Origin of the sequence: Flavobacterium sp. (genome assembly GCF_050696275.1) — a bacterium.
Taxonomy (GTDB): Bacteria; Bacteroidota; Bacteroidia; order Flavobacteriales; family Flavobacteriaceae; genus Flavobacterium.
Genome location: NZ_JBOGUT010000009.1, coordinates 86,582 through 110,164, shown reverse-complemented (window position 1 = coordinate 110,164; position 23,583 = coordinate 86,582). Strand labels below are relative to the sequence as shown.

At 35.8% G+C, this 23,583-nt stretch carries 21 protein-coding genes; 16 read left to right on the top strand and 5 right to left on the bottom strand.

The features are described 5' to 3' along the window. The 4 genes from ACRDEC_RS06990 to ACRDEC_RS06975 form a co-directional block, all read left to right on the top strand. A partial coding sequence (locus tag ACRDEC_RS06990; RefSeq protein WP_431497620.1) for a gliding motility-associated C-terminal domain-containing protein occupies positions 1-1,817 on the top strand: 1,817 nt, incomplete at its 5' end. 52 nt (positions 1,818-1,869) lie between these two features. Then, positions 1,870-2,805, top strand: a complete 936-nt coding sequence (locus tag ACRDEC_RS06985) for a PorP/SprF family type IX secretion system membrane protein (protein ID WP_431497619.1) — start codon at positions 1,870-1,872, stop codon at positions 2,803-2,805. Between the two features lie 17 nt (positions 2,806-2,822). Then, complete coding sequence (locus tag ACRDEC_RS06980) at positions 2,823-4,757, top strand: OmpA family protein (protein WP_431497618.1); 1,935 nt, start codon at positions 2,823-2,825, stop codon at positions 4,755-4,757. Positions 4,758-5,372: 615 nt separating this feature from the next. Beyond that, positions 5,373-5,684: a hypothetical protein gene (locus ACRDEC_RS06975; RefSeq protein WP_431497617.1), complete on the top strand. Its 312-nt coding sequence runs from the start codon at positions 5,373-5,375 to the stop codon at positions 5,682-5,684. A gap of 44 nt (positions 5,685-5,728) precedes the next feature. Here ACRDEC_RS06975 and ACRDEC_RS06970 read toward each other — a convergent pair whose 3' ends face one another. Continuing rightward, positions 5,729-6,862 carry an ATP-binding protein gene (locus ACRDEC_RS06970; protein WP_431497616.1) on the bottom strand — a complete coding sequence of 378 codons (1,134 nt, stop codon included), beginning with the start codon at positions 6,860-6,862 and terminating at the stop codon, positions 5,729-5,731. A gap of 172 nt (positions 6,863-7,034) precedes the next feature. Here ACRDEC_RS06970 and ACRDEC_RS06965 point away from each other — a divergent pair, with 172 nt between their 5' ends. The 8 genes from ACRDEC_RS06965 to ACRDEC_RS06930 are packed head-to-tail and all read left to right on the top strand — an operon-like array spanning position 7,035 to position 15,902. After that, positions 7,035-8,039: an AAA family ATPase gene (locus ACRDEC_RS06965; RefSeq protein WP_431497615.1), complete on the top strand. Its 1,005-nt coding sequence runs from the start codon at positions 7,035-7,037 to the stop codon at positions 8,037-8,039. A gap of 29 nt (positions 8,040-8,068) precedes the next feature. Next, the gene (locus ACRDEC_RS06960; RefSeq protein ID WP_431497614.1) at positions 8,069-8,935 is read left to right on the top strand and encodes a DUF58 domain-containing protein; all 867 of its coding nucleotides are present in this window, start codon (positions 8,069-8,071) and stop codon (positions 8,933-8,935) included. A gap of 28 nt (positions 8,936-8,963) precedes the next feature. Next, entirely contained in the window at positions 8,964-10,556 is a 1,593-nt protein-coding gene (locus tag ACRDEC_RS06955) for a hypothetical protein (protein ID WP_431497622.1), read from the top strand. 1 nt (position 10,557) lies between these two features. Beyond that, positions 10,558-11,559 carry a vWA domain-containing protein gene (locus ACRDEC_RS06950; RefSeq protein ID WP_431497613.1) on the top strand — a complete coding sequence of 334 codons (1,002 nt, stop codon included), beginning with the start codon at positions 10,558-10,560 and terminating at the stop codon, positions 11,557-11,559. Between the two features lie 6 nt (positions 11,560-11,565). Next, complete coding sequence (locus ACRDEC_RS06945) at positions 11,566-12,612, top strand: VWA domain-containing protein (RefSeq protein WP_431497612.1); 1,047 nt, start codon at positions 11,566-11,568, stop codon at positions 12,610-12,612. Between the two features lie 3 nt (positions 12,613-12,615). Beyond that, on the top strand, positions 12,616-13,332 hold the full coding sequence (locus ACRDEC_RS06940) for a tetratricopeptide repeat protein (protein WP_431497611.1): 717 nt from the start codon (positions 12,616-12,618) through the stop codon (positions 13,330-13,332). Between the two features lie 17 nt (positions 13,333-13,349). After that, entirely contained in the window at positions 13,350-15,137 is a 1,788-nt protein-coding gene (locus tag ACRDEC_RS06935; protein WP_431497610.1) for a BatD family protein, read from the top strand. A 21-nt stretch (positions 15,138-15,158) separates the two neighbouring features. Then, positions 15,159-15,902: a tetratricopeptide repeat protein gene (locus tag ACRDEC_RS06930; RefSeq protein WP_431497609.1), complete on the top strand. Its 744-nt coding sequence runs from the start codon at positions 15,159-15,161 to the stop codon at positions 15,900-15,902. 38 nt (positions 15,903-15,940) lie between these two features. Here the strand turns inward: ACRDEC_RS06930 and ACRDEC_RS06925 are convergent, their stop codons facing one another. Continuing rightward, a complete protein-coding gene (locus ACRDEC_RS06925) occupies positions 15,941-16,492 on the bottom strand; it encodes a CvpA family protein (protein WP_431497608.1) in 552 nt (183 codons plus the stop codon). Between the two features lie 180 nt (positions 16,493-16,672). Between ACRDEC_RS06925 and ACRDEC_RS06920 the strand changes: the two genes are divergently transcribed. The 3 genes from ACRDEC_RS06920 to ACRDEC_RS06910 all read left to right on the top strand — a co-directional run bounded on the left by ACRDEC_RS06920 (position 16,673) and on the right by ACRDEC_RS06910 (position 18,675). Beyond that, positions 16,673-17,029: a hypothetical protein gene (locus ACRDEC_RS06920; protein ID WP_431497607.1), complete on the top strand. Its 357-nt coding sequence runs from the start codon at positions 16,673-16,675 to the stop codon at positions 17,027-17,029. 66 nt (positions 17,030-17,095) lie between these two features. Further along, positions 17,096-18,115, top strand: a complete 1,020-nt coding sequence (gene pheS / locus ACRDEC_RS06915) for a phenylalanine--tRNA ligase subunit alpha (RefSeq protein ID WP_431497606.1) — start codon at positions 17,096-17,098, stop codon at positions 18,113-18,115. 152 nt (positions 18,116-18,267) lie between these two features. Further along, positions 18,268-18,675: a hypothetical protein gene (locus ACRDEC_RS06910; RefSeq protein WP_431497605.1), complete on the top strand. Its 408-nt coding sequence runs from the start codon at positions 18,268-18,270 to the stop codon at positions 18,673-18,675. Positions 18,676-18,684: 9 nt separating this feature from the next. Here ACRDEC_RS06910 and ACRDEC_RS06905 read toward each other — a convergent pair whose 3' ends face one another. Together ACRDEC_RS06905 and ACRDEC_RS06900 are read right to left on the bottom strand one after the other, a co-directional pair. Beyond that, entirely contained in the window at positions 18,685-20,142 is a 1,458-nt protein-coding gene (locus ACRDEC_RS06905; RefSeq protein WP_431497604.1) for a tetratricopeptide repeat protein, read from the bottom strand. Positions 20,143-20,150: 8 nt separating this feature from the next. Beyond that, positions 20,151-21,146: an NAD(P)H-dependent glycerol-3-phosphate dehydrogenase gene (locus tag ACRDEC_RS06900; RefSeq protein WP_431497603.1), complete on the bottom strand. Its 996-nt coding sequence runs from the start codon at positions 21,144-21,146 to the stop codon at positions 20,151-20,153. Positions 21,147-21,381: 235 nt separating this feature from the next. On the opposite strand from ACRDEC_RS06900, the gene ACRDEC_RS06895 reads away from it, so the two are divergent. Next, entirely contained in the window at positions 21,382-22,269 is an 888-nt protein-coding gene (locus ACRDEC_RS06895; RefSeq protein ID WP_431497602.1) for a nicotinic acid mononucleotide adenyltransferase, read from the top strand. 90 nt (positions 22,270-22,359) lie between these two features. On the opposite strand, the gene ACRDEC_RS06890 is transcribed toward ACRDEC_RS06895, so the two are convergent. Further along, on the bottom strand, positions 22,360-23,526 hold the full coding sequence (locus ACRDEC_RS06890; RefSeq protein WP_431497601.1) for an iron-containing alcohol dehydrogenase: 1,167 nt from the start codon (positions 23,524-23,526) through the stop codon (positions 22,360-22,362). Positions 23,527-23,583: the final 57 nt, after the last annotated feature.

Here is a 23,583-nt window from a genome sequence, read left to right as displayed (position 1 = left end):
GTTTAATTACTAATCCAACGGTTGCCAACATTCAGGTAACAGGAACTGGTATCATTTGGTATGATGCGGCTACCGGTGGAAATGTTATAGCCCCAACAGCAGCTTTGGTCAACGGCATGATGTATTATGCTTCTCAAACCGATGCAATAACGGGTTGTGAAAGTTCTATTCGATTGATTGTTACAGTTCAGGTTAATGATGGCACTACTCCAACAACAAGTGATACAACTCAGGATTTTTGTATTATCAATAATCCAACAGTGGCAAATATTCAGGTAACTGGAAACGCAATCATCTGGTACGACGCAGCCACAGGAGGTAACGTTATGGCGCCAACAGCAGCATTGGTAAATGGCATGACTTATTATGCTTCACAAATTGATCCAATTAATGGTTGTGAAAGTTTCATTCGTTTAGCGGTTACAGTCCAAATAACTGACGGAACAACACCAACCACAATTGATACAACTCAGGATTTCTGTTTAATCAATAATCCAACAGTGGCAAATATCCAGGTAACCGGAACCGGAATCATCTGGTACAATGCGGCTACTGGCGGGAATGTGATAGCGCCAACCACAGCTTTAGTCAATGGCATGGTCTATTATGCTGCCCAAGTTAATCCTGTTGGCGGTTGTGAAAGCTCAACCCGTCTGGCTGTTACAGTTCAGATAAATGATTCGGCTCCACCAACCACAACCGATGCTTCTCAAGAATTCTGTGCCTCTTCAAATGCAACAATCGCTAACATTCAGGTAGCAGGAACGGGAATCATCTGGTACAGTGCGGCTACTGGCGGGAATGTAATAGCACCAACAACGGCATTGGTCAGCGGAACGACATATTATGCTTCTCAGGTGAATCTTGTCAACGGTTGTGAAAGTTCAATACGCCTTGCTGTATCGGTTCAGTTTTATGCTAACATACCTGTTGTCATAACAGGAACAACGCCAACGACCTGTATTAATGAGCCGGTAACCTATACTACAAATGCCGGAATGACAAATTACAGCTGGAATGTTACCAGTGGAGGAAATGTCATCAGTGGCGGAACTTCTACAGATAATACAATCACAGTTTCATGGGATCAGATAGGGACTGAATTACTGAGCGTTTCATTTACAGATACAAATGGATGTACCGGCAATAGTGCGACTTCCAATGTTGCTGTAGTCACCTGCTCGGATTTGTCAATTACCAAAACAGCAGACAACATGACTCCATTTGTTGATGAAAATGTAGTATTTACCATTAAAGTAAATAATGTTGGATCAACGCTGTTTCATAATGTAATTGTAAATGAACAAATTCAATCCGGATTTCAGTTTGTGAGCTATACTGCATCACACGGAACCTATAATTCTGTTTCTGGAATTTGGACGATACCGGTTTTGAATCCGAATGAAGTAGCCACATTAAATATTACTGTAAAAGTCTTGTTTGCAGGAATACATGATAACGTGGCAACCATTGATATGTCCGATCCGATTGATCCTGAAGAAGGGAACGTGGCCGGAGTTTCATTAGGTCCATTGTGTCTAGTTGTTTTTAATGAGTTTACACCAAATGAAGACGGTTCAAATGATTTCTTCAATATTATGTGTGCAGAATACTACCCTCATAATAAACTGGAAGTTTTCAATAGATACGGAAGCCTTGTTTACAGTACGAATGGTTATAAAAACAATTGGAAAGGGATTGCTAACGTTAAAGGAACTTTCGATGGTACCGAATTACCGTCAGGAACATATTATTATGTATTTGATATTGGTGACTCAAAAGGTGTGAAAACCGGCTGGTTGCAAATCATGAGATAATTTTTAACGAAAACATCTTTTTTCAATATTCAAAACTAAAATATTAAAGCGTATGAAACTAAATATAGAAGAGATAACCACAAAGTACTTTCTGATAGCCCTGCTTTTTACAGCAACTATTGTACAAGCACAACAAGATCCAGGATATACACAATATATGTATAATACGATCACGGTCAATCCCGGTTATACGGGTTCAACAGGATCATTGGAAGCTAATTTATTGCTTCGGAGCCAATGGGTTGGATTTTCAGGAGCACCTAAAACCGGAACCATAGGAATTCATGCTCCGCTCAGAAATCAGAAAATTGGATTAGGGCTCAATATCATCAGCGATGATATTGGCCCATCCAGCGAGCAGTTCGCAACAGGTAATTTTTCGTATACAATTGAAACCAGTTATAAAACCAAGCTGGCATTCGGATTAAAAGCGGGAGTAAGGATGTTAAATATCGACTGGTCAAAAGGACGATTTTATAATAGTAATGATGCTTTACTAAATAATAATATCGAAAATAAAATCATGCCTTTAGTGGGGACAGGAGCTTATTTGTATTCAGATAATTGGTATTTTGGTCTTTCTATTCCTAATTTTATCAGGTATGATTATTATGATGATGTTCAGGAATCAGTGATTTCAGATAAATTGCACTATTATTTTATTGGAGGATATGTCTTTACTTTTTCGGATAACCTTAAGTTTAAACCTTCCGTTTTGCTAAAGGCTGTTGGCGGTGCGCCATTGGCGACAGATGTTTCAGCTAATTTTTTATTGCAGGAAAAGCTTACCTTGGGAGCTTCTTATCGTTGGGATGATTCAGTCAGCGCATTGGTTGGGTTTCAAATCTCGAATAGTTTTTTTGCGGGCTACTCTTACGATTATACAGTGACAAAACTCAATAAATATAATGATGGAACTCACGAAATTATCCTTCGTTATCAATTGCCTCAAAAATCTGCAGCAATTAAATCTCCACGATTCTTCTAATTAAAAACTAAACGAATATGAAGAAAATAATTACCTTCTGCCTGCTGTTTTGCCTGACAATTTCATTTGCTCAGCTAAAACTTAAAAAAGCCGATAAGTTATTTAATGAATTGAAATATGTCGAAGCTGCCCAAGCGTATGAAGCCTATTTGGAAAAGGAACCCAATCCTTCAACCGAGGCGGTGGCACATATTGCTGATACGTATTACTTTTTGGATAAGCCAAGGGAAGCGTTGGCATGGTATAGAAAATTATATGAACTTCAGGGACAGACACTTTCGGACCTATATCTTATTCGTTACACACAATCGCTGCGAGGTGTTCGCGATTATGAAAAAGCGGATGAAATAACCAAAAGCGAACTCCTGAAAAAAAAGGATGAAAAAGAAGCGAGTCACTTTATGAATCAGAAAAGATACAATGACAGTTTATCTTCTCAGCCTTCTTTATATAAGATTAAAGCAGTTGCCGTGAATAGTTCAAAATCTGATTTCGGAACTACTTTTTATGGAAATCAACTGGTTTATTCTTCTGCAAAGGACACTACAAAGTTTCATGAAAAATTGTATTCCTGGAATCAGCAGCCGTTTTTGGAATTATATGTTGCTGACAGGAATATATCCACAGGAGAGCTTTTTAACGAAATGCCTTTTCTGGAAGATATTCGATCGCAGTACCATGACGCAACAGTGACGTTTACGCCGGATCTGAAAACCATTTATTATACCACAAATACACTCAAGAAAAGGAAGTTGCTGAATGATAAAGAAGGAGTGAATAACTTTCAGATTTTAAGAGCAAATATTCAAGACGGAAAAGCTTCTGAGCCTGAAAAAATGTTTTTTAACAGTTTGGATTTCAGTGTTGGACATCCATCGCTGAGCCAAGATGGGAAATGGCTGTTTTTTGTTTCCGATATGCCTGGAGGATATGGAGAAACCGATATTTATGTTGCTGAAGTTTTTTCGGACGGGAAATTAAATACGCCACAAAATCTGGGACCGGCAATAAACACAGCCGGACGCGAAATGTTTCCTTTTTATTTGGACAAAACACTTTATTTTTCTTCAGACGGGCATTACGGTTATGGCGGATTAGATGTTTTTGAAAGCAAACAAAATGGAAAATTAATTTTTTCAGAACCCAAAAACCTTGGCGAACCATTAAACAGTAATAAAGATGATTTTTCTTTTGTCATGGAACCGGAGTCTAAATATGGCTATTTTTCTTCCAACAGGGATACGGGTAAAGGGGATGACGATATTTATTATTTCACCAAAGCCAAAGCACCATGTGATCAGCTTGTTTCAGGAAAAGTGATTGCCTCTAAAACAAAATTGAGTCTGGACGGTGTTATCATTAAAGTTTTTGATTCTTTCGGAGACTATAAAACGGAAGTCACTACACTTGCTAACGGCGATTATCTGGTTACGATTCCATGTGGTGGAGCTTATCGTCTTGAAGCGTCGAAGCCAAGTTATATTTCTCAGGAAAAAACAGTAACAACAGGGACAAAAAATCTGGAGGAGATAAAAGGTGTTAATTTCGAACTGGCCAATCTGGACGATTTCACAGTTATAGAAGATAATAAGAAAAAAGTTGATATTAATCCGATTTTCTTCGAATACGATAAGTGGGGTATTACACCGCAGGCCGTAATTGAATTAGATAAAGTTGTTTACGTCATGAGCAACTTTCCAAAGGTTAAAATCAAAATTGAGTCCCATACGGATTCCAGAGGAAAGGATAGTTACAATATGAACCTTTCAGACAAAAGAGCAAAATCTACACGGGATTATATACTGTCTAAAGGGATTGATCCAGGCCGAATTGAAAGTGCGATAGGTTATGGAGAAAAACGATTAAGAAATAAATGCAGTAATGGGGTAAAATGCACTGAAGAAGAGCATCTTTTAAATCGCCGTTCTGATTTCATCATTATAGAAGAGTAAAATTTGTTTTTCTTAGCTCTGCAGTTAAACCAAACTAAATTTTAGGATGGTTTAACTGTTTTTTATTTAAAATATAACAAATGATGAGGAAAAACCGTAAAAGCGACTTTATAAAAAGAGATAACTTTGTTAGGAAACTCAAGCTGAAAACTAATTACATTTTAAAAGGTTCTATTCGTTCTTGCATTTTTATTTAACAACTTCATTATCGCTTTAGTAAAGATTAAGCAATTTTCTCATATAGATTAAATGCTCTGTATTTTGAGTAAAAGCGAAGGCTATCCCCAATCGGCCTTTTTATACAATTATTCTGTAAAACACTTCGTTGTCAGAAATTGATTTAGACGTACCTACTTTGTAGATTGTATACAACAGTCTCAAAACTAAAATTATACAGTCATGGTTTGCTTAGAAGGGAAATAATACCACCCCTAATAGCGAAACCACCCGTGTTGTTGTCAAATAATTATGTTCAACAGATTAACAAGACAGTAATTGAAAAATTAATCTGGAATTTAATATGGATTGAATTATAAATTAACCCAAAAAATTATCATTTATTGATAACCGTATAGTTACAATTTAAAAGATAGTTTTTGTAAACAATTTGGATTTATGATACGGGAAATACAAAAATTAGAAAAACAGGCAAAGTATAATTTATTAATTACAACTTTGGCTTTGGCTATATTCGTAATATTAATAGTTAACATATTAATTGCTACTGTTTATATGCTGGAATTGATTAACGAACCTAATTATGATTCTATTTTATTGTCATTTAAAGAAGGTTATTATACAATAAATGGCAAGAAAATGGGAGTCTCAATCTTTTTTAACTTTATGGGGATTTTTGTTTTATGGGCATTAATGATTTTCCACACATTAAAAACTATGAATAAACCTATTATAAGTGTCTTTTTATGATTTATATATTTTATTTGATATCAGTTATCCTAAGCAGAATCCTTTTAGTTATACTTCATTTTTCTTAAGACCCTCAAAGCTTCCTTAAAGTTTAAATACACTTTTGGATAAGGCTTTAGAAAGTTTTTAGCTTCAATTAATTTTTGTTTGGCGTCTTCAAATCCATTGAGATAGCAAATCATTAATGTGGATGGAAGATTTTCAAGATCTTTAATTTCAAGATCGGTTAACCGAATCCCTTTTTCCATTTTGGACAAAAGGGATTTGTTGGTATTATAAATATGGAATAGGATTTTTTTATTGTATTCCGGGGGTTCAAAAAGAATTTTGGATTCAATTTTGTAATAGCCATTGTCAAAAAAAGTGATGCTTACTTCTTCCAGAGGATAGTAACTTGTCTTGTCATTTAGCCCCAGCGAAATATATTCGGTAATGATAAAAGAATTATCATCATATTCAATGGAAACATCGTCCTGAGCAGAATAAAAAAGTTTGATTTGTTCGTTTATCAGCTCAATATCCACTCGGGTAAAATAAGTATTTTCACGAATTTTTTTCTTGTTTCCAGCCCAGCAAACCACAAATAATTCTTTAAAAACTTTGTAATTGGTGTACATGTCTTTGTGTCTCAAATTCACAAAGTCCAGAACACCTTCTAGTGTATGAGCAATGCTGTTTCGGGAATTATTTTCGATGCTGATTACCGTTTCAACATTTTGTTTGGAAAACGGCACTTTTTCTTCTGTTGGAATGGTATTACTTCCGATGCGGACAAAAGTAGAATTAGCCAAAATAGTATGAATACCTTTTTTAAAAAAAGAGACCTTATTGTTAGGTTTTATGGTAACTAAACCAACAACTTTGTCTTTGGGCAACTGAGGAAAAGGGACGTTTTCATATTGAATTTTTGGTGGATTTTCCAGAAAAGCATTGACCAGGTTTTGAATTCGGCTGTCATCAAAAAAATCATCGCCCACAATCTCATTTTCCTGATCTTCAACACCAACAACAATATAAGAATTATTGGTTGGGTTCGAATTTGATAAGGAGCAAATGTGCTTCAGAAATTTCCCTTTTCCTTCTCTGGTGTGTAAATTCAACTGCCTTTTTTTATCATAAAAACTGTTCTCATCATTGTGAGCTAATAAATTTTTTATGAGCAGTCTTTTATTAATCATGCTTTTTATTTCTTTGAGTTCTTAAAAATAGCAAAACTATTTCACAAACTATCCTTAAAAATAATGCATTACGAGAATTTTTAACGCATTATTAACATCGATAAACTAATTTAATTTTCAATTTGCGTCTTATAAATTAAGATGTTAATTTCACAGCTTTAAAAATATAATAATGGAAGAAAATACAACGACTTTAGACATTAGGGCGATTAATGAAAAAATTGAAAGAGAAAGTGCTTTTATTGACCTTCTCACAATGGAAATGAACAAAGTAATTGTGGGACAAAAACACATGATCGAACGTTTGCTGATTGGTCTTCTGGGGCAAGGGCATATTTTGCTTGAAGGCGTTCCCGGTTTGGCAAAAACCTTGGCGATAAATACGTTGGCTCAAGCCGTGCACGGAAGTTTTAGCCGAATCCAGTTTACTCCCGATCTGTTACCTGCCGATGTGGTTGGAACCATGATTTATAACATCAAGCAAAATGAATTTTCTATCAAGAAAGGTCCGGTTTTCGCTAATTTCGTCCTTGCCGATGAGATCAACCGTGCTCCTGCCAAAGTACAATCGGCGCTTTTGGAAGCTATGCAGGAAAAACAGGTAACAATTGGTGATACTACTTTCAAACTTGACAAACCTTTTTTGGTTCTGGCAACTCAAAATCCTGTTGAACAAGAGGGAACTTACCCGCTTCCTGAAGCACAAGTCGATCGTTTTATGCTTAAAACAGTTATCGATTATCCTAAAATGGAGGATGAAAGACTGGTTGTCCGTCAAAATCTAAGTGGAGGATTCGAAAAAGTAAATGCAGTCATTTCAGTAGACCAGATTGTTCGTGCACAACAAGCCGTTCGTGAAGTTTACATGGATGAAAAAATTGAAAAATACATTTTGGATATCGTTTTTGCTACCCGTTATCCTGAAAAATACAAATTAGAAAGTCTTAAACCACTGATCAGTTTTGGGGCTTCACCCCGTGGAAGTATCAACTTGGCAAATGCAGCAAAATGCTATGCTTTCATCAAACGCCGCGGTTATGTTATCCCGGAAGATGTTCGTGCAGTAGTGCATGATGTATTGCGCCACCGTATCGGTATTACTTATGAAGCCGAAGCTGAAAATATTACTTCGGTTGAAATCATCAACAAAATTGTAAACGAAATAGAAGTTCCTTAATCGGCCAAAGCCGTAAACTGTTTGCTAAAATGGATACCAAGGAATTACTTAAAAAAGTTCGAAAAATAGAAATTAAAACCCGAAGATTGAGCGATCATATCTTTTCGGGCGAATACCATACGTCTTTTAAAGGACGTGGAATGACATTTTCTGAAGTCCGTCAATACCAATACGGCGATGATGTGCGTGCCATTGATTGGAATGTAACTGCCCGCTACAATGAGCCGTATATCAAGGTTTTTGAGGAAGAACGCGAGTTGACGATGATGCTTATGGTGGATATTTCCGGCTCTGAAAGTTTTGGAACTAAAAATCAGCCCAAAAGTGAAATTGTAACTGAAATTGCAGCAACGATGGCATTTTCGGCAACACAAAATAATGATAAAATCGGGTTGATTTTATTTTCCGACGAAATCGAGTTATATATTCCGCCTAAAAAAGGAAAATCTCATGTCTTGAGAATTATCAGGGAATTGATCGAGTTTTCTCCCAAAAGTAACAAAACTAATATTTCTCAGGCCTTAAAATTTTTATCAGGGACACAAAAAAAGAAAGCCATTGTTTTTATGATTTCTGATTTTATTACCGATGATGATTATGAAAAAACATTAAAAATTGCGGGTAAAAAACACGATATTACCGGAGTACGCGTGTATGACATAAGAGAAGAGAAAATGCCCAATATAGGCTTGGTTCCCATGCAGGATGCTGAAACAGGAGAAACGCAATGGGTAAATACCAATTCAAAAAATGTGCGTTTCGAATATGAAAAATATTATAACAGCAAAGTGGATTATTTTAAGGATATATTTTCTAAATGCGGTTCAGGTACTGTAAGTACACGTGTTGACGAAAGTTATGTTAAAAAATTATTAGGCTATTTTAAATCGAGATAATGATTTAAAAATGAAGAATAACTATCAAATGAATTTAAAATTTTATATATTATTATTGATTGCTTCCACTGGTTTTGCACAAACAAAACAATTGGAAACATCTATAGATACTACTAAAAACAAAATTGGAGCACAATTTACGCTTACACTTAAAGCGAAAGTTAGCGGGACGTCAAAAGTAATTTTTCCAAATGCCAAAAATTTTGGAAGCCTTGAAGTGATCGAGTCGTATCCAATAGATACTGTCAAGGAAGATTCTCGCTACGAACTCATCAAAAAATACGGATTGACACAATTTGATTCCGGTAAATATATTATCCCGCGAATCCCTGTTTTAATTGACCGAAATCCTGTATTTTCGGATAGTATTAAGGTGGAGGTTTTTAACGTAAAGGTCGACACGCTAAAGCAAAAAATGTATGATATTAAGCCTATTATACAAGTTAAAAAACCAATGGGAGATTGGTGGAAGTACCTTTTAGGGCTTTTATTGCTTATAGGATTAGGTTATCTGGTGTATTTTTTTTGGAAGAAATACAGAAAAGTACCGGAAAAAACCATCGTGTATAATTCACCAATTGAAAAAGCAACAAGTTTACTTCAATTATTAGAGAAAAAGGAATTATTGCAAAAAGGTGAAGTCAAAGAATATTATTCGGAATTAACAGATATTACAAGGGATTATATTGAAGAAGCGATTGAGGTACCAGCTAAAGAAAGCACTACTTCCGAGTTAATCGTAGCACTCAGGACAGCTTCAAATAAAAAGAAAATGAAACTTTCCAGAGAAACACTGGAAGGATTGGAAAAAGTTCTGAAACAAGCGGATTTGGTGAAATTTGCCAAATCTAAACCGCTTGATTTTGAAATTGAAGAAGATCGCAGAAAAATTGAAAGTACCATTGCTGTTCTTGACAAATCAATTCCGGTAGTGGTCGATGAAACCAGTAAAAAATGGGAATTGCAGCAGCAGGAAATCAAACTGAAAAAAGAGAAGAGAAAGCAAAGATTTACCATTGCGAGTGTGTGTGTTGGAATACTGGCTTTTATTATTACTTACACCATTACAGCATACGGATTTGATTACGTTAAAAATGGATTTACAGGACATTCGACCAAAGAACTTCTGAAAGGAGAGTGGATAAAAAGCGATTATGGAAATCCGAGCGTCAGCATTGAAACTCCTAAAGTCCTGAAACGCCTTGATACTAAAAAAGCGGTGCCAAAAGACGCTATGGCTTTAATCAAAGACATGCAAATGTTTGGTTACGGAAGTTTAATAGAGCGATTTAATATCATCGTTTCTACTATTCAATTTAAAAAAGAAACAGAAATAGATCTGACGCAATCCCTTAACGGAACAATTCAGACGCTTGAATCACAGGGCTGCCAAGATATTCTTGCGAAACAGGAAGAATTCAGTACCGATAAAGGAATCAAAGGAATCAAAGGATACGGAACACTGACTTTTCAGAAGCATAGGATGTATTACGAAATCTTATTGTTCAGTCAATCTGGCGGATTGCAGCAAATCATGGTCATGCACAAAGAAGGTGATGAGAATGCACAGAAAATTTCAGAACGCATGTTGAATTCTGTTGAATTACAAATAACGAATTAAAATGACCAATATCACTTTTTTAAATCCGGAGTTTTTTTGGTTGTTTCTAATACTGCCGTTTGCTGTTGTATGGTATTTTTTCAAAAGAAAAAAGGAAAAACCAACTTTAAAAATAAGTTCATTACAAGGTTTTAAAGCATCACAATCTGTTTTGCCAAAACTAAAACCATTGCTATTTGTTTTAAGAATAATAGCCTTGAGCGCCTTAATTGTCGCAATGGCAAGGCCAAGAACGGTCGATGTCAGTAACAAAACGAATTCAACAAACGGAATCGATATTGTGATTGCTTCGGATGTCTCTGGAAGTATGCTGGCCAAAGATTTAAAACCTAACCGAATGGAAGCGCTGAAACGAGTTGCTTCTGATTTCGTAGAAGCTCGTGTAAATGACAGAATTGGCGTTGTAGTTTATGCTGCGGAAGCGTACACAAAAACACCGGTCACCAGTGACAAAGCAGTTGTTCTCGAAGCGATTAACAGTATCAAGTATGATAACGTACTGCAGGATGGAACCGGAATCGGGATGGGACTGGCCACTGCCGTTAATCGTTTGAAAGACAGTAAAGCCAAGAGTAAAATAATTATTTTAATGACCGATGGAGTAAACAATGCAGGTTTTCTGGAACCAATAATGGCTTCAGAGATTGCTGTCGAATATGGAATTAAAGTATATACTATCGGAATTGGAACAAATGGAAACGCTCTTTTCCCTTATGCTCCGGCGCCAAATGGCGGATTTTTATACAGAATGATGCCCGTGGAAATCGATCAGGAACTGATGAAACAAATCGCGAAAAAAACGGGAGGAAAATACTTTAGGGCACAAGATAATTCAGGGTTGGAAAGTATTTACAACGAAATTAATAAATTGGAAAAAACAAAAGTAGAAGAATTGAAATATGTCAATTACGACGAAAAATTCAGACCCTTGGTTTGGCTTGCAGGATTATTACTGCTGATTGAAATTATTTTAAGAAATACTATTTTTAGAAGTTTTATTTAAGAGAAGATGTACGAATTAGACGAATCAAAATATTTATATTTATTATTTCTATTGCCGGTTTTGGCACTGCTTTTCCTATATATCGAATTTTGGAAAAGAAAAAAACAACGGGAATTTGGTGATTTGGAATTGGTAAAAAAACTAAGTCCTGAAAAATCAAATTTTAAACCGGCTTTAAAGTTTGGGCTTTTGTTGGTTGGATTGTCCATGCTGATTTTAGGGCTTGTCAATCCGAAAATTGGCACTAAAGTTGAGAAAGTAAAAAGAGAGGGAATCGATATCGTTTTCGCTATTGACGTTTCCAAAAGTATGCTTGCTGAAGATATTGCGCCAAACAGATTAGAGAAAAGCAAACAAGTCGTTTCGCAAATCATCAACAATTTGGGGAGAGACAGAATCGGGATTATTGCTTATGCCGGCAGCGCATTTCCTGTTTTACCAATCACAACCGATTATAATGTGGCTAAAATGTTTCTTCAAAGCATGAATCCAGGAATGATTTCTTCACAAGGAAGTAATTTGGATGAAGCAATAAAGCTTTCAGGAAAATATTTTGAAGGAAGCCCGAATACCAGTAAATTGATGATTTTGATTTCTGACGGTGAAGATCATTCTGAAGGTGCCGAAAGTGCCGCTGAAGAAGCTCGTAAGATGGGAATGAAAATCATAACAATCGGAGTTGGAACAACAGCCGGAGGACCAATTCCTGTTAAAAGAAATGGGGTTATCGAAAGTTTTCACCGTGACAAAAGTACAGGTGAAGTTGTCGTAACCAAATTGCGCCCGGAAGCTTTAGAGGCAATTGCCAAAGCAGCAAAAGGGGGCTATATTAACGGTAATAATACCAAAGAAGTGGTTAGTTTTATTAAAAAATCACTTAATAATATTCAGAAAACAGAATTTGAAGCAACTGAAATGGCCAGTTTCCAATCTCAGTTTCAATGGTTTTTAGGGATTGGTTTTTTCGTATTATTGCTGGATGTTTTTTTATTGGAAAGAAAAACAAAATGGGTACAAAAACTGAATTTGTTTAATGAGAAAAAGCAGAAATAAGAGATGAAAAATACTATTTTGATATTGTCTTTATTAATTTCTGTGGTAACATTTTCTCAGAAAAAAGACTTTGATTTACCTCAGGGAAATGTGGAATTTGAAAAAAAGCAATACGCAGAGGCAGAAGCTAATTATAGAATTTCAAAAGCAAATAATGCCAAAAGACCTGCAGCTTCATACAATCTTGGGAATGCCATTTACAAGCAAAACGAATCGAGTGAAGCTAAGTTTGCTTATGCAAAAGCAATTGAGACAGCCAAAGGAAAGAAGCAAAAGCACGCCGCTTTCCATAATTTGGGTAATGTATTCATGAATGAAAAAGAGTATGGAAAAGCAGTTGAAGCGTATAAGAATGCTTTACGCAGCGATCCGACAGACGAACAAACGCGTTATAATTATGCTTTAGCTAAAAAGCTGCTGAAGGATAATCCGCCAAAGGACGATAAAAAGAAAGACGATAAAAAAGACAAAAATAAGGATAAAGACAAAGACAAGGATAAGAAGGAAGACAAAAAGGAAGGCGACGATAAGAAAGAGGACAAAGGAAAACCGAAAGAAGACCAGCAAAATCCTAAACCACAGCCTAAACAAGGTGGCGCATCACAAGAGCGAATGAAAACATTGCTTGATGCTGTAAACAATGAGGAAAAGAAAATACAAGATAAAGTAAACGGTAAAAAAGTAAAAGGAAAACCAGCAGATAACGAAAAAGACTGGTAACAAATGCAGAATTAAAAATGAAGAAAATACTTTTTATAGTAGCATTAATAGCAAATCTGTCACTATTTGCGCAAGTAGAGTTTGAAGCCAAAGTGAGTAAAACCTCTTTAGGAATCAACGAGCGCCTGCGTATTGATTTTATAATGAATGAAGACGGGGATAATTTTAATCCTCCAGCCTTTGAAGGTTTTAAAGTTGTCGGCGGACCTGGTCAATCGGTGAATTACTTATGGGTTAATGGAAGAAAATCTTTCAATAAGACCTATACTTATGTTTTAATGCCGTTAAAAAAAGGGAATATTGTTATCAAGCAGTCGTCTATAGAAATTAACGGACAGGTATATAAAACATCTCCTATTAAAATCACAGTTGGAAATGCGGTTGCTGAGGAAAGAGATCCTTATGCCAACCCTTATAACAACCAACAACAGCAACAACAGTCTACGTATGCGGGAAAAGACGGCGTGCATTTAGTAGCCGAAATCTCGAATGTAAATCCGTATTTAAACGAACCAATTACCGTTGTTTATAAAATTTATGTAAGTAATCGTTCTGCGGTTGGTGGCTGGAGAGAACTCAGCAGTCCTAAGTATTCTAATTTCTGGAGTCAGAATATCGATGTTAAGCAATTGCAAATACAACAAGGGAAATACCAAGGAGAAGATTATCGTTTTGCAATTCTAAGAAAAACAGTTTTGTATCCGCAAAAATCAGGAAAACTGGAAATTGAACCACTTTCTCTTGATGTTGAAGTCGAAGTTCCATCTGGAAAAGTTGATTTCTTCGGAAGACCATTAATGACCGTTGGCAGTAAAAAGGTTTCGGCCGGAGCCAAAATTATAAACGTAAAACCGTTGCCGGAATCTGGGAAACCGGAAGATTTTACCGGAGCTGTAGGGCATTTTGATTTTAATGTCATTCCATCGAAAACCAAACTAAAAAATGGTGAATCACTGGATCTGAAGGTTGTCGTTTCGGGCAAAGGAAACCTGAAATTATTCACGTTGCCTAAACCTGTACTGCCAAGTTCATTGGAAATGTACGATCCGGTTCATCAGGAAAATGTAACAACACCATTATCAGGAATGACAGGCAATATTTCTGACACCTATACAATTATTCCGCAGTTTAAAGGGAATTATCCGATACAGCCGCTAACCTTTTCGTATTTCGATTTAGGAACCAAAACCTATAAAACGATTTCTTCCAAAGAGATTAATATTGAAGTTCTTAACGGTCCAACCAGTACAAATAACAATGCTGTTGCAGGTAATAATTCGAATAAAACCAAAGTGGCTTCCAATGCTGCTTTCGGATTTATAAAGCTTAAAACCTCTTTGGCAAGTACGACCCAATCTGATTTCTTAGGTTCCGGATTGTTTTACAGCTTGCTTTTCCTGCCGTTTTTCCTGATTCCCGTTATCATGGCAATCCGCAAGAAAAAAGAAGCTATTGATGGCGACGTAATTGGGAATAGAATCAGAATGTCAAATAAATTAGCCAAGAAATATTTATCAGAAGCGCAAAAACAAATCAATAATAAAGAACCGTTTTATATTGCTTTGGAAAGAGCGCTGCATAATTTCCTGAAGGCCAAACTGCATATTGAAACATCGGAAATGAGCAAAGATAAAATCAGAGAGCTTTTAGAGATTAAAAACGCAAATCAGGAAACGATAAATAAATTTATTGCTTTAACCGAAAGTTGTGAGTTTGCACGTTATGCACCATCAACAAGTACGAGTATTCAAAATGATTACAATTTGGCAGTCACTATTATTTCCGAATTAGAGAAACAGATCTAGCGATTGATAATTTTAGATAAAATGAAAAACATTCTTTATATATTTTTATTGTTCACCCAGATTTTTTGGGCTCAATCTGCTTTTGAAAAAGGAAACACTTTATATCAAAAAGGGCAATACGAAGAGGCCATCAGTTCCTATGAAAGTATTGTAAAATCCGGACAACAGTCGGCAGAATTGTATTTTAATTTAGGGAATTGCTACTATAAACTAAATAAAGTGGCTCCTGCGGTTTTTAATTTTGAAAAAGCATCCTTATTGAACCCAACGGATTCGGAAATTCAAAATAATTTGGCTTTTGCCCAAAAAATGACCATTGATGACATTACAGAAGTGCCAACAGTAGGTTTTGCAAAAATCATTCAGGATTTTACTTCCGGGTTTCATTACGACACTTGGGCTTGGATTGCTGTTGTGTTGTCTGTGTTGTTTTTAACGTGTTTTATGGGGTATTATTTTTCAGACAGAACGGTTATAAAAAGAATCTTTTTTGCCAGTATGGTTTTTGCTTTATTGTTTGCTGTAATCAGTGTTTTTGCAGGATTTCTTCAAAAAAATCACCATGTGAACGACAGACCGGCGATTGTTTTTGCCGAAGTTACTTCGGTAAAAAGCGAACCCAATTCCGCCGCTCAGGAAGCATTCGTTTTGCATGCCGGAACCAAAGTATACGTACTTGAAAGTTTAAATAATTTCAAAAAAATCCAATTATTGGACCAAAAAGAAGGCTGGATCGAAAAAAGCGCGATTAAAGAATTGAAATAAGTACCTGTAATTCTGAATGTTTTCAGATGACAAATTACTTAGTTACCTTCCGAAGATTGATTTTGCGTAGCGTTATCATCTTTCAAGGTTTTGCTTTTCAAATCCTCAAACCAATCCGTTAAAACAGGTAATAAAAATTCAGCCGTCTTCACACATGGATTAAAAAGCATTGACTGTTCCTGCGTTTCTTTCGATACAATCATATTATTCACATTCACTTTTTGGAAAAGGCTCAATATAATTCCGATGAATAAAGCGGTTTTGATGACTGCAAAAAGACCGCCTGCTAACGAATTCGCCCAGCCTAAAAAAGCAAAACTGGCAATTCCCGTAAAAACTTTGGCCAGCATATAGATGGCAAGGACAACCAATAGTAGCGTAATAATAAAAGCGGTAACCTGAATGGTTTTAGAGGACCAATGTACATTTTTTGCTAAAAAATCACTTGCAATATAGGAGAATTTAATTGCGAAATAAATCCCGACGATAAACGAAATTAAAGAAGCCAATTCAACAAACAAACCATTTTTAAGCCCTTTGTAAAATCCGAATGCTAATAATGCGGCTAAAACGATATCGATAAATCCCATAATAAGAAAATAGAGTAAGCGGCAAAGATAATAGAGAAAAGAAAATAGAAGAAAGAACTAGAGAAAAGAATTCCTGAATTTTCGTTTACAATCCTATCTTTGCATAAATTAGCGAATAGTTGACTATTAAAGGCGTTAAAAATCTTTTTTCTTTCTTCTATTCTCCTTAATCTTAAAAAGATGTCAAGAGATATACAACTTAAAGAACGCTGGGAACAGCTTGTCGATATGCTTTCTAATCAATTTTCACAAGGTGAGGACTTGGATTTAGATGCCATTATTTATTTAATCGGAGTACAGGAATTAGGAAAATTTCATCAAACATATAAAAAAGACGAAAAGTTAAACTTAATGCATATTGCCATTTGTCGATTGCTCGAGCCTTATGGTTACTACGAATTCGAGTTTTTCGATAACGACGGCTGGCCACATTACAAAGTTAAAGAAGAGTTGCCGCCACTTAGAGCCGGAGAACAATCCGTGTTGATGAAAGAAGCAATTGTGAATTATTTTCTGGAAAAAAAGCTTATTGAGTAAAATCTTCCAACTTCTAACTTCTAACTTCCAACTTTTCCTTAAATTTGCACCTTTATAGAACGAACGATGACTGACAAGATTAAAGAATATATTGAAGAAGCCAAGGCTTTTACAACTCAAAATAAAGAAAAACTCGAAGAATTCCGAATCAAATTCCTAGGAAGCAAAGGTTTGGTAAGGGATATTTTTGCGGAATTCAAAAACGTGCCAAACGACCAGAAAAAAGAATTCGGCCAGGTAATCAATTTACTGAAAACCATTGCCGAAGAAAAGGTAAAAAGCATTCAGGATGAGTTGGAAAACAAAGAGGAAGTAAAAGGTATTTACGGCGATTTGTCCCGTCCGGCAGAACCGTTCAAAATTGGTTCGCGTCACCCTATTTCTCTAGTTAAAAATCAGGTAATCGATATTTTTTCCAACATCGGATTTAATGTTTCCGAAGGTCCGGAAATTGAAGATGACTGGCACAACTTTACTGCATTGAACTTACCGGAATACCATCCGGCGAGAGACATGCAGGATACGTTTTTTATCCAGACGAATCCGGATGTTTTGTTGCGTACGCATACTTCGTCAGTTCAGGTGCGTTACATGGAAAACAACAAACCACCTATTCGTACTATTTCTCCGGGAAGAGTTTTTCGTAATGAAGCGGTTTCATCCCGTTCGCACTGTATTTTCCATCAAGTAGAAGGATTATACATCGATAAAGATGTTTCTTTTGCTGATTTGAAACAAACACTGTTGTATTTTACTAAAGAAATGTTCGGAAAATCAAAAATCCGTTTAAGACCGTCCTATTTTCCGTTTACAGAACCAAGTGCTGAGGTTGATATCTATTGGGGTTTAAAAACAGAAACCGATTATAGAATTACCAAAGGAACAGGATGGCTGGAAATTATGGGTTGCGGAATGGTTGATCCTAATGTTTTGAAAAATTGCGATATCAGTCCGGAAGAATACAATGGTTTCGCTTTTGGAATGGGAATCGAACGTATGGCGATGTTATTATATCAAATTGGTGACATTCGTATGTTTTACGAAAATGATGTGCGTTTCTTAGAGCAATTCAAATCAAGTATATAATTTTTTAGGAGCTGTTCCTGCTGTTCACTGTATCTTTTCTTTTTTAAAGAAAAAAAGAAAAGGATGCCGTTTCCATCAGGGCTAAAAACGCCTGTAAAATTTCAATCACCTAAAATAAAAGATCCAATCCTTTAAGAACAGTTATAGTCCAAATGAAAAAAGACATCACCATACCTGAAGTTGAAAACGTATTTCTAGCAGCCGTTAAGGAATGGAATGACGACTTCATGGATAAAGTCTGGAATGTATACCTAATCAATGACAGTGACTTCGATTTAGACAGTGTAATGGTCGTTTCTAAGGCTTTTGGCACAATCGATGGCGAAATGAAAAAAACGTCGCTATTGCGTCATGCTTTTGCTCAAATACCGTCTGTTAGCGTTGTTAAGGTTGAAATGATCGAAACAAGTGTATTGGAACTCAACAATGAGTTTATGGTCACTTATTTCATTGGAAATACTTTGTATGATAAGAAATTTATTTTCGTAAAAGGTTCCATCAACGAACAGGATGTGGAAGAAGTGCCTATTTTATTTGTAGGTGGGGTGATTGTAAAATAAAAAAGAGCCTTAAATAAGGCTCTTTTTTATTTGTTTTATTTCTTTTTCGTTATATCCTATTTCTTTACAGATTGATTCAATTTTTTTGAAACTTATTTTTTTTAGAGGTTCATAATAAATATATCGGGTCATAAAACTTAACTGACCCATGGCATCATCTGGAGTTTCTTCAGAAAGTAACGGTTGTATTATTTTTAAAAGCTCTTTTAAGCCTCTTTCCTCATTAAATTTAACAAGATATTTAGGTACATCAGGAGGGATTAAGGTAGCTGGCATTTTGGCTATATTCGGAACGTAATCCGCCATTATTTGCCATGAACTTTCATCTTTAAGAGTTGCCATTATTTCTGCCAAATTAGTTATCGTGCAAGTTGATACGTTTGTACCAAATAACTTATGAACTTCATCTAAAGCAGGTTTCCCAATTTTAATCAATAACTTGACAGCACCCTCTTCAAGTCCATTTCCATGATTCGTATGAATATTTAAAATGGTTATACAGGTTTCAATAGTGAACTTCTGACTTTCATTTTTTTCAATTTCTTTAAGTTTTTCTAGTTTTGTCTTGTAGTTATTATGACTACTCTTGAAAAAGTCAATGATTTCAAGATTTTTTTCAGAGAATTCCATTTCACAAAACCCAGGAACCAGTTGGTGGAAGTATCGTTGTTTATTTAACAGTTCACTTTTTGCGGTATCACCGTTTAATTTGTACAATTCGGAAAGTTTAGCAAGTAATTGGGGTTCTTTAGGATAAGATTTCAATAATTTAAGCAAGTTTTCTTCAGCCGAATTGTAATTTTTCAATTCTAGATAATTTTCAGCCATATTGAAAAGAGCTTGGTCCTTCATCTCTGGAATTTCAACAATTTTCTGAAACTGAACATTCGATTTTTCAAATTCTTTCTGTAACTGATAAACCTTTCCAATGGTGTAAATTTCATCAAATCGATCCTTAAAATTATCTGCTAAATAATTTAAATCTTCTAAAGCAGTCTCCAGATTTTCTGCTTTAAATTTTTCTTCGTTATAATTAAGACTTTTATCTTTGGATGTATAAACGGTATTACCATCAATGTTTTTCTGTCCGATACCATTCTCAATTAATTCCAACAAAAGAAGACTTCTTCTTTTAATCAGAAGGGGGTTGCTTCCGAATTTTTCGATAGCTGTTTCCAGTAGCTCCACGCCTTTTATCACTTCGCCACTTCTGAACAAGCTTAATGCATAGGTGTCATAAGTTTCTGGGCAATTGTTGTTTTTGAAAAGATTTTCAGCAATTTCAACTGCTTTGGCGCTTCTATTTTCATTGATCTCTTTATATGCTTCGTTCAGATTTTTTTTTATTTCATCGGAACATTCTTCAGTTGAAGCTTTCAGATTCGTATAAATAAAATGTTTTCTTGTATATGTTTCCTGTGAAAAACAGGCAGTGGTCAAAAAAAAGAGAAAAAGTGTTTTTTTCATAATGAGGGTTAATCCAACTTATCAGTTAATTTTTTAAACACGGCTTTGGCTTCTTTTCCGTCATATAGAATGGCGTAAACCGCATCAATAATAGGTGTTTTGGCTTTGTATTCCTGATTAAGTTTGTAAGCACTTTTTGTAGCATAATACCCTTCTGCAACCATGCTCATTTCCATTTGTGCTGATTTTACCGTGTATCCTTTACCAATCATGTTTCCAAACATTCTGTTTCGCGAAAAAACAGAATAACCTGTCACCAGTAAATCACCTAAATAGGCTGAATTATTGATGTTTCGTTTCATTTTATGAACTTTACGGATGAATTTCTTCATTTCCCGGATACCATTACTCATTAAAACCGACTGAAAGTTATCGCCATAACCTAATCCGTGGGCAATTCCGGCAGCTATAGCGTAAATATTTTTAAGCATTGCCGCGTATTCGGTACCGATAATATCATCGGAAATTTTTGCTTTGATGTAATTGCCTGAAAGGCATTTAGCCACAATTCTTGCTTTTGAAGCATCACCGCAGGCGATAGTCAGATAAGACAAACGCTCTAAAGCAACTTCTTCGGCATGGCAAGGACCAGTAATAACACCAATGTTATCGTAAGGGATATTATACACTTTATGGAAATGCTCGCCAACAATCAGGCTGCTTTCCGGTACAATACCTTTAATAGCTGAAAAAATCACTTTATCTTCAAGTGATTCGGTCATTTTTTCCAATTCTGTGCTTAAAAAAGCAGAAGGAATTGCAAAAATGATATAATCTGCATAAGCTATTGCTTCGTTAATATTTGTTGTCAGCCGAAGTTTATTCAAATCAAATTCAACCGAACTTAAATAATTTGGGTTGTGCCTGTGGGCTTTAATATGATTTACAGCGTCTTGGTTTCGCATGTACCAAGCTACTTCGTCGAGGTTTACACATAACATTTTTGTAATTGCTGTCGCCCAGCTTCCGCCGCCTATTACTGCAAATTTTGGTTTTGTAATCATTTTAATATTTTTTAGCCCTGGTAGAGCCGATATCCTCGCGTAGTAAAACGGAGCGAGATAAAGGCGAAAACGGGAAATAGCTCCTAAAGATAACTCAAGAGAATCTGGATGAATTATTATTCAAAAGTAATCAAAATAGTTAAAAGGCGAAAAATCTAACCGTCTAAAAATCCAATAAACGGAATTTTTGGCACACAAATTGAATAGACTTATTTAAACCTTAAAAAATGAAATTATGAAAACGATAAAAATACTTTTAACAGCGATGATTTTGCCCTTTTTGTTTTCATCTTGTGTGACCGATGTTTATGTTGAAGATCCGTATGATGACGGGTCAAATATATCTTTGCCGCAGTTAATGGAAGGCTATGATTTGTGGTATGTTGATTATGACAGAACAACAGGAAACGGGGATGTTCCGTTTTTGTCAAGAGCATTTACAATTTCGCTTCTAAACGGCAATTTGTACGCTAATAATAATTTAGTTGGGATTGGCTCAACCGGAGGCGGGTTTGGAATTAAAGTAGGATATTATGATTTTTATCCAAATTCAATCCGTTTTTATCATGAAGTATATGGAACTTATGATTTAGAAGTATATCAAACAGCTGTAAATCAGATTAAATTGTACAGCAGAAGCCAAAATACAACGTATTATCTTGTAGGATATCAAAGAAATACTTTTGATTATGATCGTGTCTTTTATGATAACATTCATTATTTCCTTCAGGAGTACAAGGCTTGGGAGAAAGTGTATACTAGTCATGCGGGCGCTTTGAATGATTTTGACAATGAACATTTTATTCAGTTTATGTCCGGAGGAAGTGATGATACTTTCCGTTCATCCCAAGATGCATCAGGGACTAATGTGAATAATATCTATTGGGATTTTACAGGACAGTACGGGATTTTCAACACCGGAAATCCGTATCAGAAAAATTTAACATTAAATTATGATTTCTGGGGCAATGAATCTTTTACTCTTACCGTTATTAATGACAGCAGGATTAGATTGTATCATAATGCTTCTGGAACTACTTATGAGCTTGTAGGAAGAGGATTTATACAATACCTAAGACAATCTGTTCAACGTAGTAAGACTACAACTAAAAGAGTGAGTTAGTTATATAAAAATAGTTAAGTTAAATTACGTTTTGTTTTTTGGTGTTTAGAATAAAGGCGTTCAGGATTATTTCTGAACGCCTTTAGGTTTTTAATAACTCATCTCTACAATCTCCCGAACTTTCTCAGTTGTGATGTTTTGCTTTTCTCCCAAAGCTTTCCAGCCTCTTTCTTCGAAGCGGTTAACAATGAAATCGGCAGTTTTTGCAAAATCAGGAGTGTATTCTGAAAGCGTGGTCTGCATTCCCATTTTATGGAAAAAAGCGACGGTTTGCTCAATGGCTTTTTCAGCTTTTTCTTCGATTGAATTGCCAGTGACCTGAAAAATGCGTTCGCCGTATTGTGCCAGTTTTTCCTTTTTGGTTTCGAATAGCACTTTATATAAGTTCGGTCCTATAATTGCTAAAGTTCTGGCGTGGTCAATTTCGTATAAAGCGGTTAACTCATGGCCAATCATGTGGGTTGCCCAATCTGTTGGTACGCCTTTTTGAATGAGTCCGTTTAAGGCCATTGTACAGGACCACATATAATTGGAAGCTAGTTTGTAATCAGCTGGGTTGTCAGCAACACCCGGGCCAATTTCTACCAATGTCTGCAAAATCCCTTCTGCAATCCGATCTTGTAAAATCGCATCGTGAGGATAAGTCAGGTATTGTTCTAAAACATGAGTGTAAGCGTCTACAATGCCGTTCTGGATTTGCCTCTTGGGTAAAGAAGTGATTACCATCGGGTCACAAATTGAAAATTGCGGAAATAAGGCGCTTCCGCCAAAAGCCAGTTTTTCATGTGTCTCATTGATCGTGATTACTGCTCCGGAATTCATTTCGCTTCCGGTTGCCGGTAAGGTTAAAACCGTTCCGAAAGGAATCACCTGAGATACATCTTTTATCAGGAGGCGCTTGTGAAGAATATCCATTGGATTTCCTTCAAATTTTACTGCAGCCGATAGAAATTTTACGCCGTCAATGACGCTTCCGCCTCCAACAGCTAAAATGAAATTGATGTTCTGTTCGCGGATGATTGCCACAGCTTTCATCAAGGTCTCGTAACGAGGATTGGATTCAATACCGCCAAATTCCACTACCTCAAAACCAGAAAGGGCCGTTTTAACCTGATCGTAAACACCGTTTTTAAAAATGCTTCCGCCGCCATAAGCCAGTAAAACCTTACTGTTCTTCGGGATCAATTCGGATACTTTTGCTGTTTGCCCTTTTCCAAAAACATAATTGGTGGCATTGTATAATTCGAAGTTTAACATAGCTTAAAAATTTAAAAGCTTAAAGTTAACGAAGTTTATTCGGAAGAGTTTTAAAAC

Coding starts and splice junctions, on each gene's coding strand:
- ACRDEC_RS06890 (WP_431497601.1), bottom strand. CDS start 23,526: ATGTTAAACTTCGAATTATACAATGCCACCAATTATGTTTTTGGAAAA.
- ACRDEC_RS06910 (WP_431497605.1), top strand. CDS start 18,268: ATGAAAAAAGACATCACCATACCTGAAGTTGAAAACGTATTTCTAGCA.
- ACRDEC_RS06900 (WP_431497603.1), bottom strand. CDS start 21,146: ATGATTACAAAACCAAAATTTGCAGTAATAGGCGGCGGAAGCTGGGCG.
- ACRDEC_RS06935 (WP_431497610.1), top strand. CDS start 13,350: ATGAAGAAAATACTTTTTATAGTAGCATTAATAGCAAATCTGTCACTA.
- ACRDEC_RS06965 (WP_431497615.1), top strand. CDS start 7,035: ATGGAAGAAAATACAACGACTTTAGACATTAGGGCGATTAATGAAAAA.
- ACRDEC_RS06895 (WP_431497602.1), top strand. CDS start 21,382: ATGAAAACGATAAAAATACTTTTAACAGCGATGATTTTGCCCTTTTTG.
- ACRDEC_RS06955 (WP_431497622.1), top strand. CDS start 8,964: ATGAATTTAAAATTTTATATATTATTATTGATTGCTTCCACTGGTTTT.
- ACRDEC_RS06970 (WP_431497616.1), bottom strand. CDS start 6,862: ATGATTAATAAAAGACTGCTCATAAAAAATTTATTAGCTCACAATGAT.
- ACRDEC_RS06920 (WP_431497607.1), top strand. CDS start 16,673: ATGTCAAGAGATATACAACTTAAAGAACGCTGGGAACAGCTTGTCGAT.
- ACRDEC_RS06945 (WP_431497612.1), top strand. CDS start 11,566: ATGTACGAATTAGACGAATCAAAATATTTATATTTATTATTTCTATTG.
- ACRDEC_RS06905 (WP_431497604.1), bottom strand. CDS start 20,142: ATGAAAAAAACACTTTTTCTCTTTTTTTTGACCACTGCCTGTTTTTCA.
- ACRDEC_RS06930 (WP_431497609.1), top strand. CDS start 15,159: ATGAAAAACATTCTTTATATATTTTTATTGTTCACCCAGATTTTTTGG.
- ACRDEC_RS06975 (WP_431497617.1), top strand. CDS start 5,373: ATGATACGGGAAATACAAAAATTAGAAAAACAGGCAAAGTATAATTTA.
- ACRDEC_RS06940 (WP_431497611.1), top strand. CDS start 12,616: ATGAAAAATACTATTTTGATATTGTCTTTATTAATTTCTGTGGTAACA.
- ACRDEC_RS06925 (WP_431497608.1), bottom strand. CDS start 16,492: ATGGGATTTATCGATATCGTTTTAGCCGCATTATTAGCATTCGGATTT.
- pheS (WP_431497606.1), top strand. CDS start 17,096: ATGACTGACAAGATTAAAGAATATATTGAAGAAGCCAAGGCTTTTACA.
- ACRDEC_RS06950 (WP_431497613.1), top strand. CDS start 10,558: ATGACCAATATCACTTTTTTAAATCCGGAGTTTTTTTGGTTGTTTCTA.
- ACRDEC_RS06985 (WP_431497619.1), top strand. CDS start 1,870: ATGAAACTAAATATAGAAGAGATAACCACAAAGTACTTTCTGATAGCC.
- ACRDEC_RS06980 (WP_431497618.1), top strand. CDS start 2,823: ATGAAGAAAATAATTACCTTCTGCCTGCTGTTTTGCCTGACAATTTCA.
- ACRDEC_RS06960 (WP_431497614.1), top strand. CDS start 8,069: ATGGATACCAAGGAATTACTTAAAAAAGTTCGAAAAATAGAAATTAAA.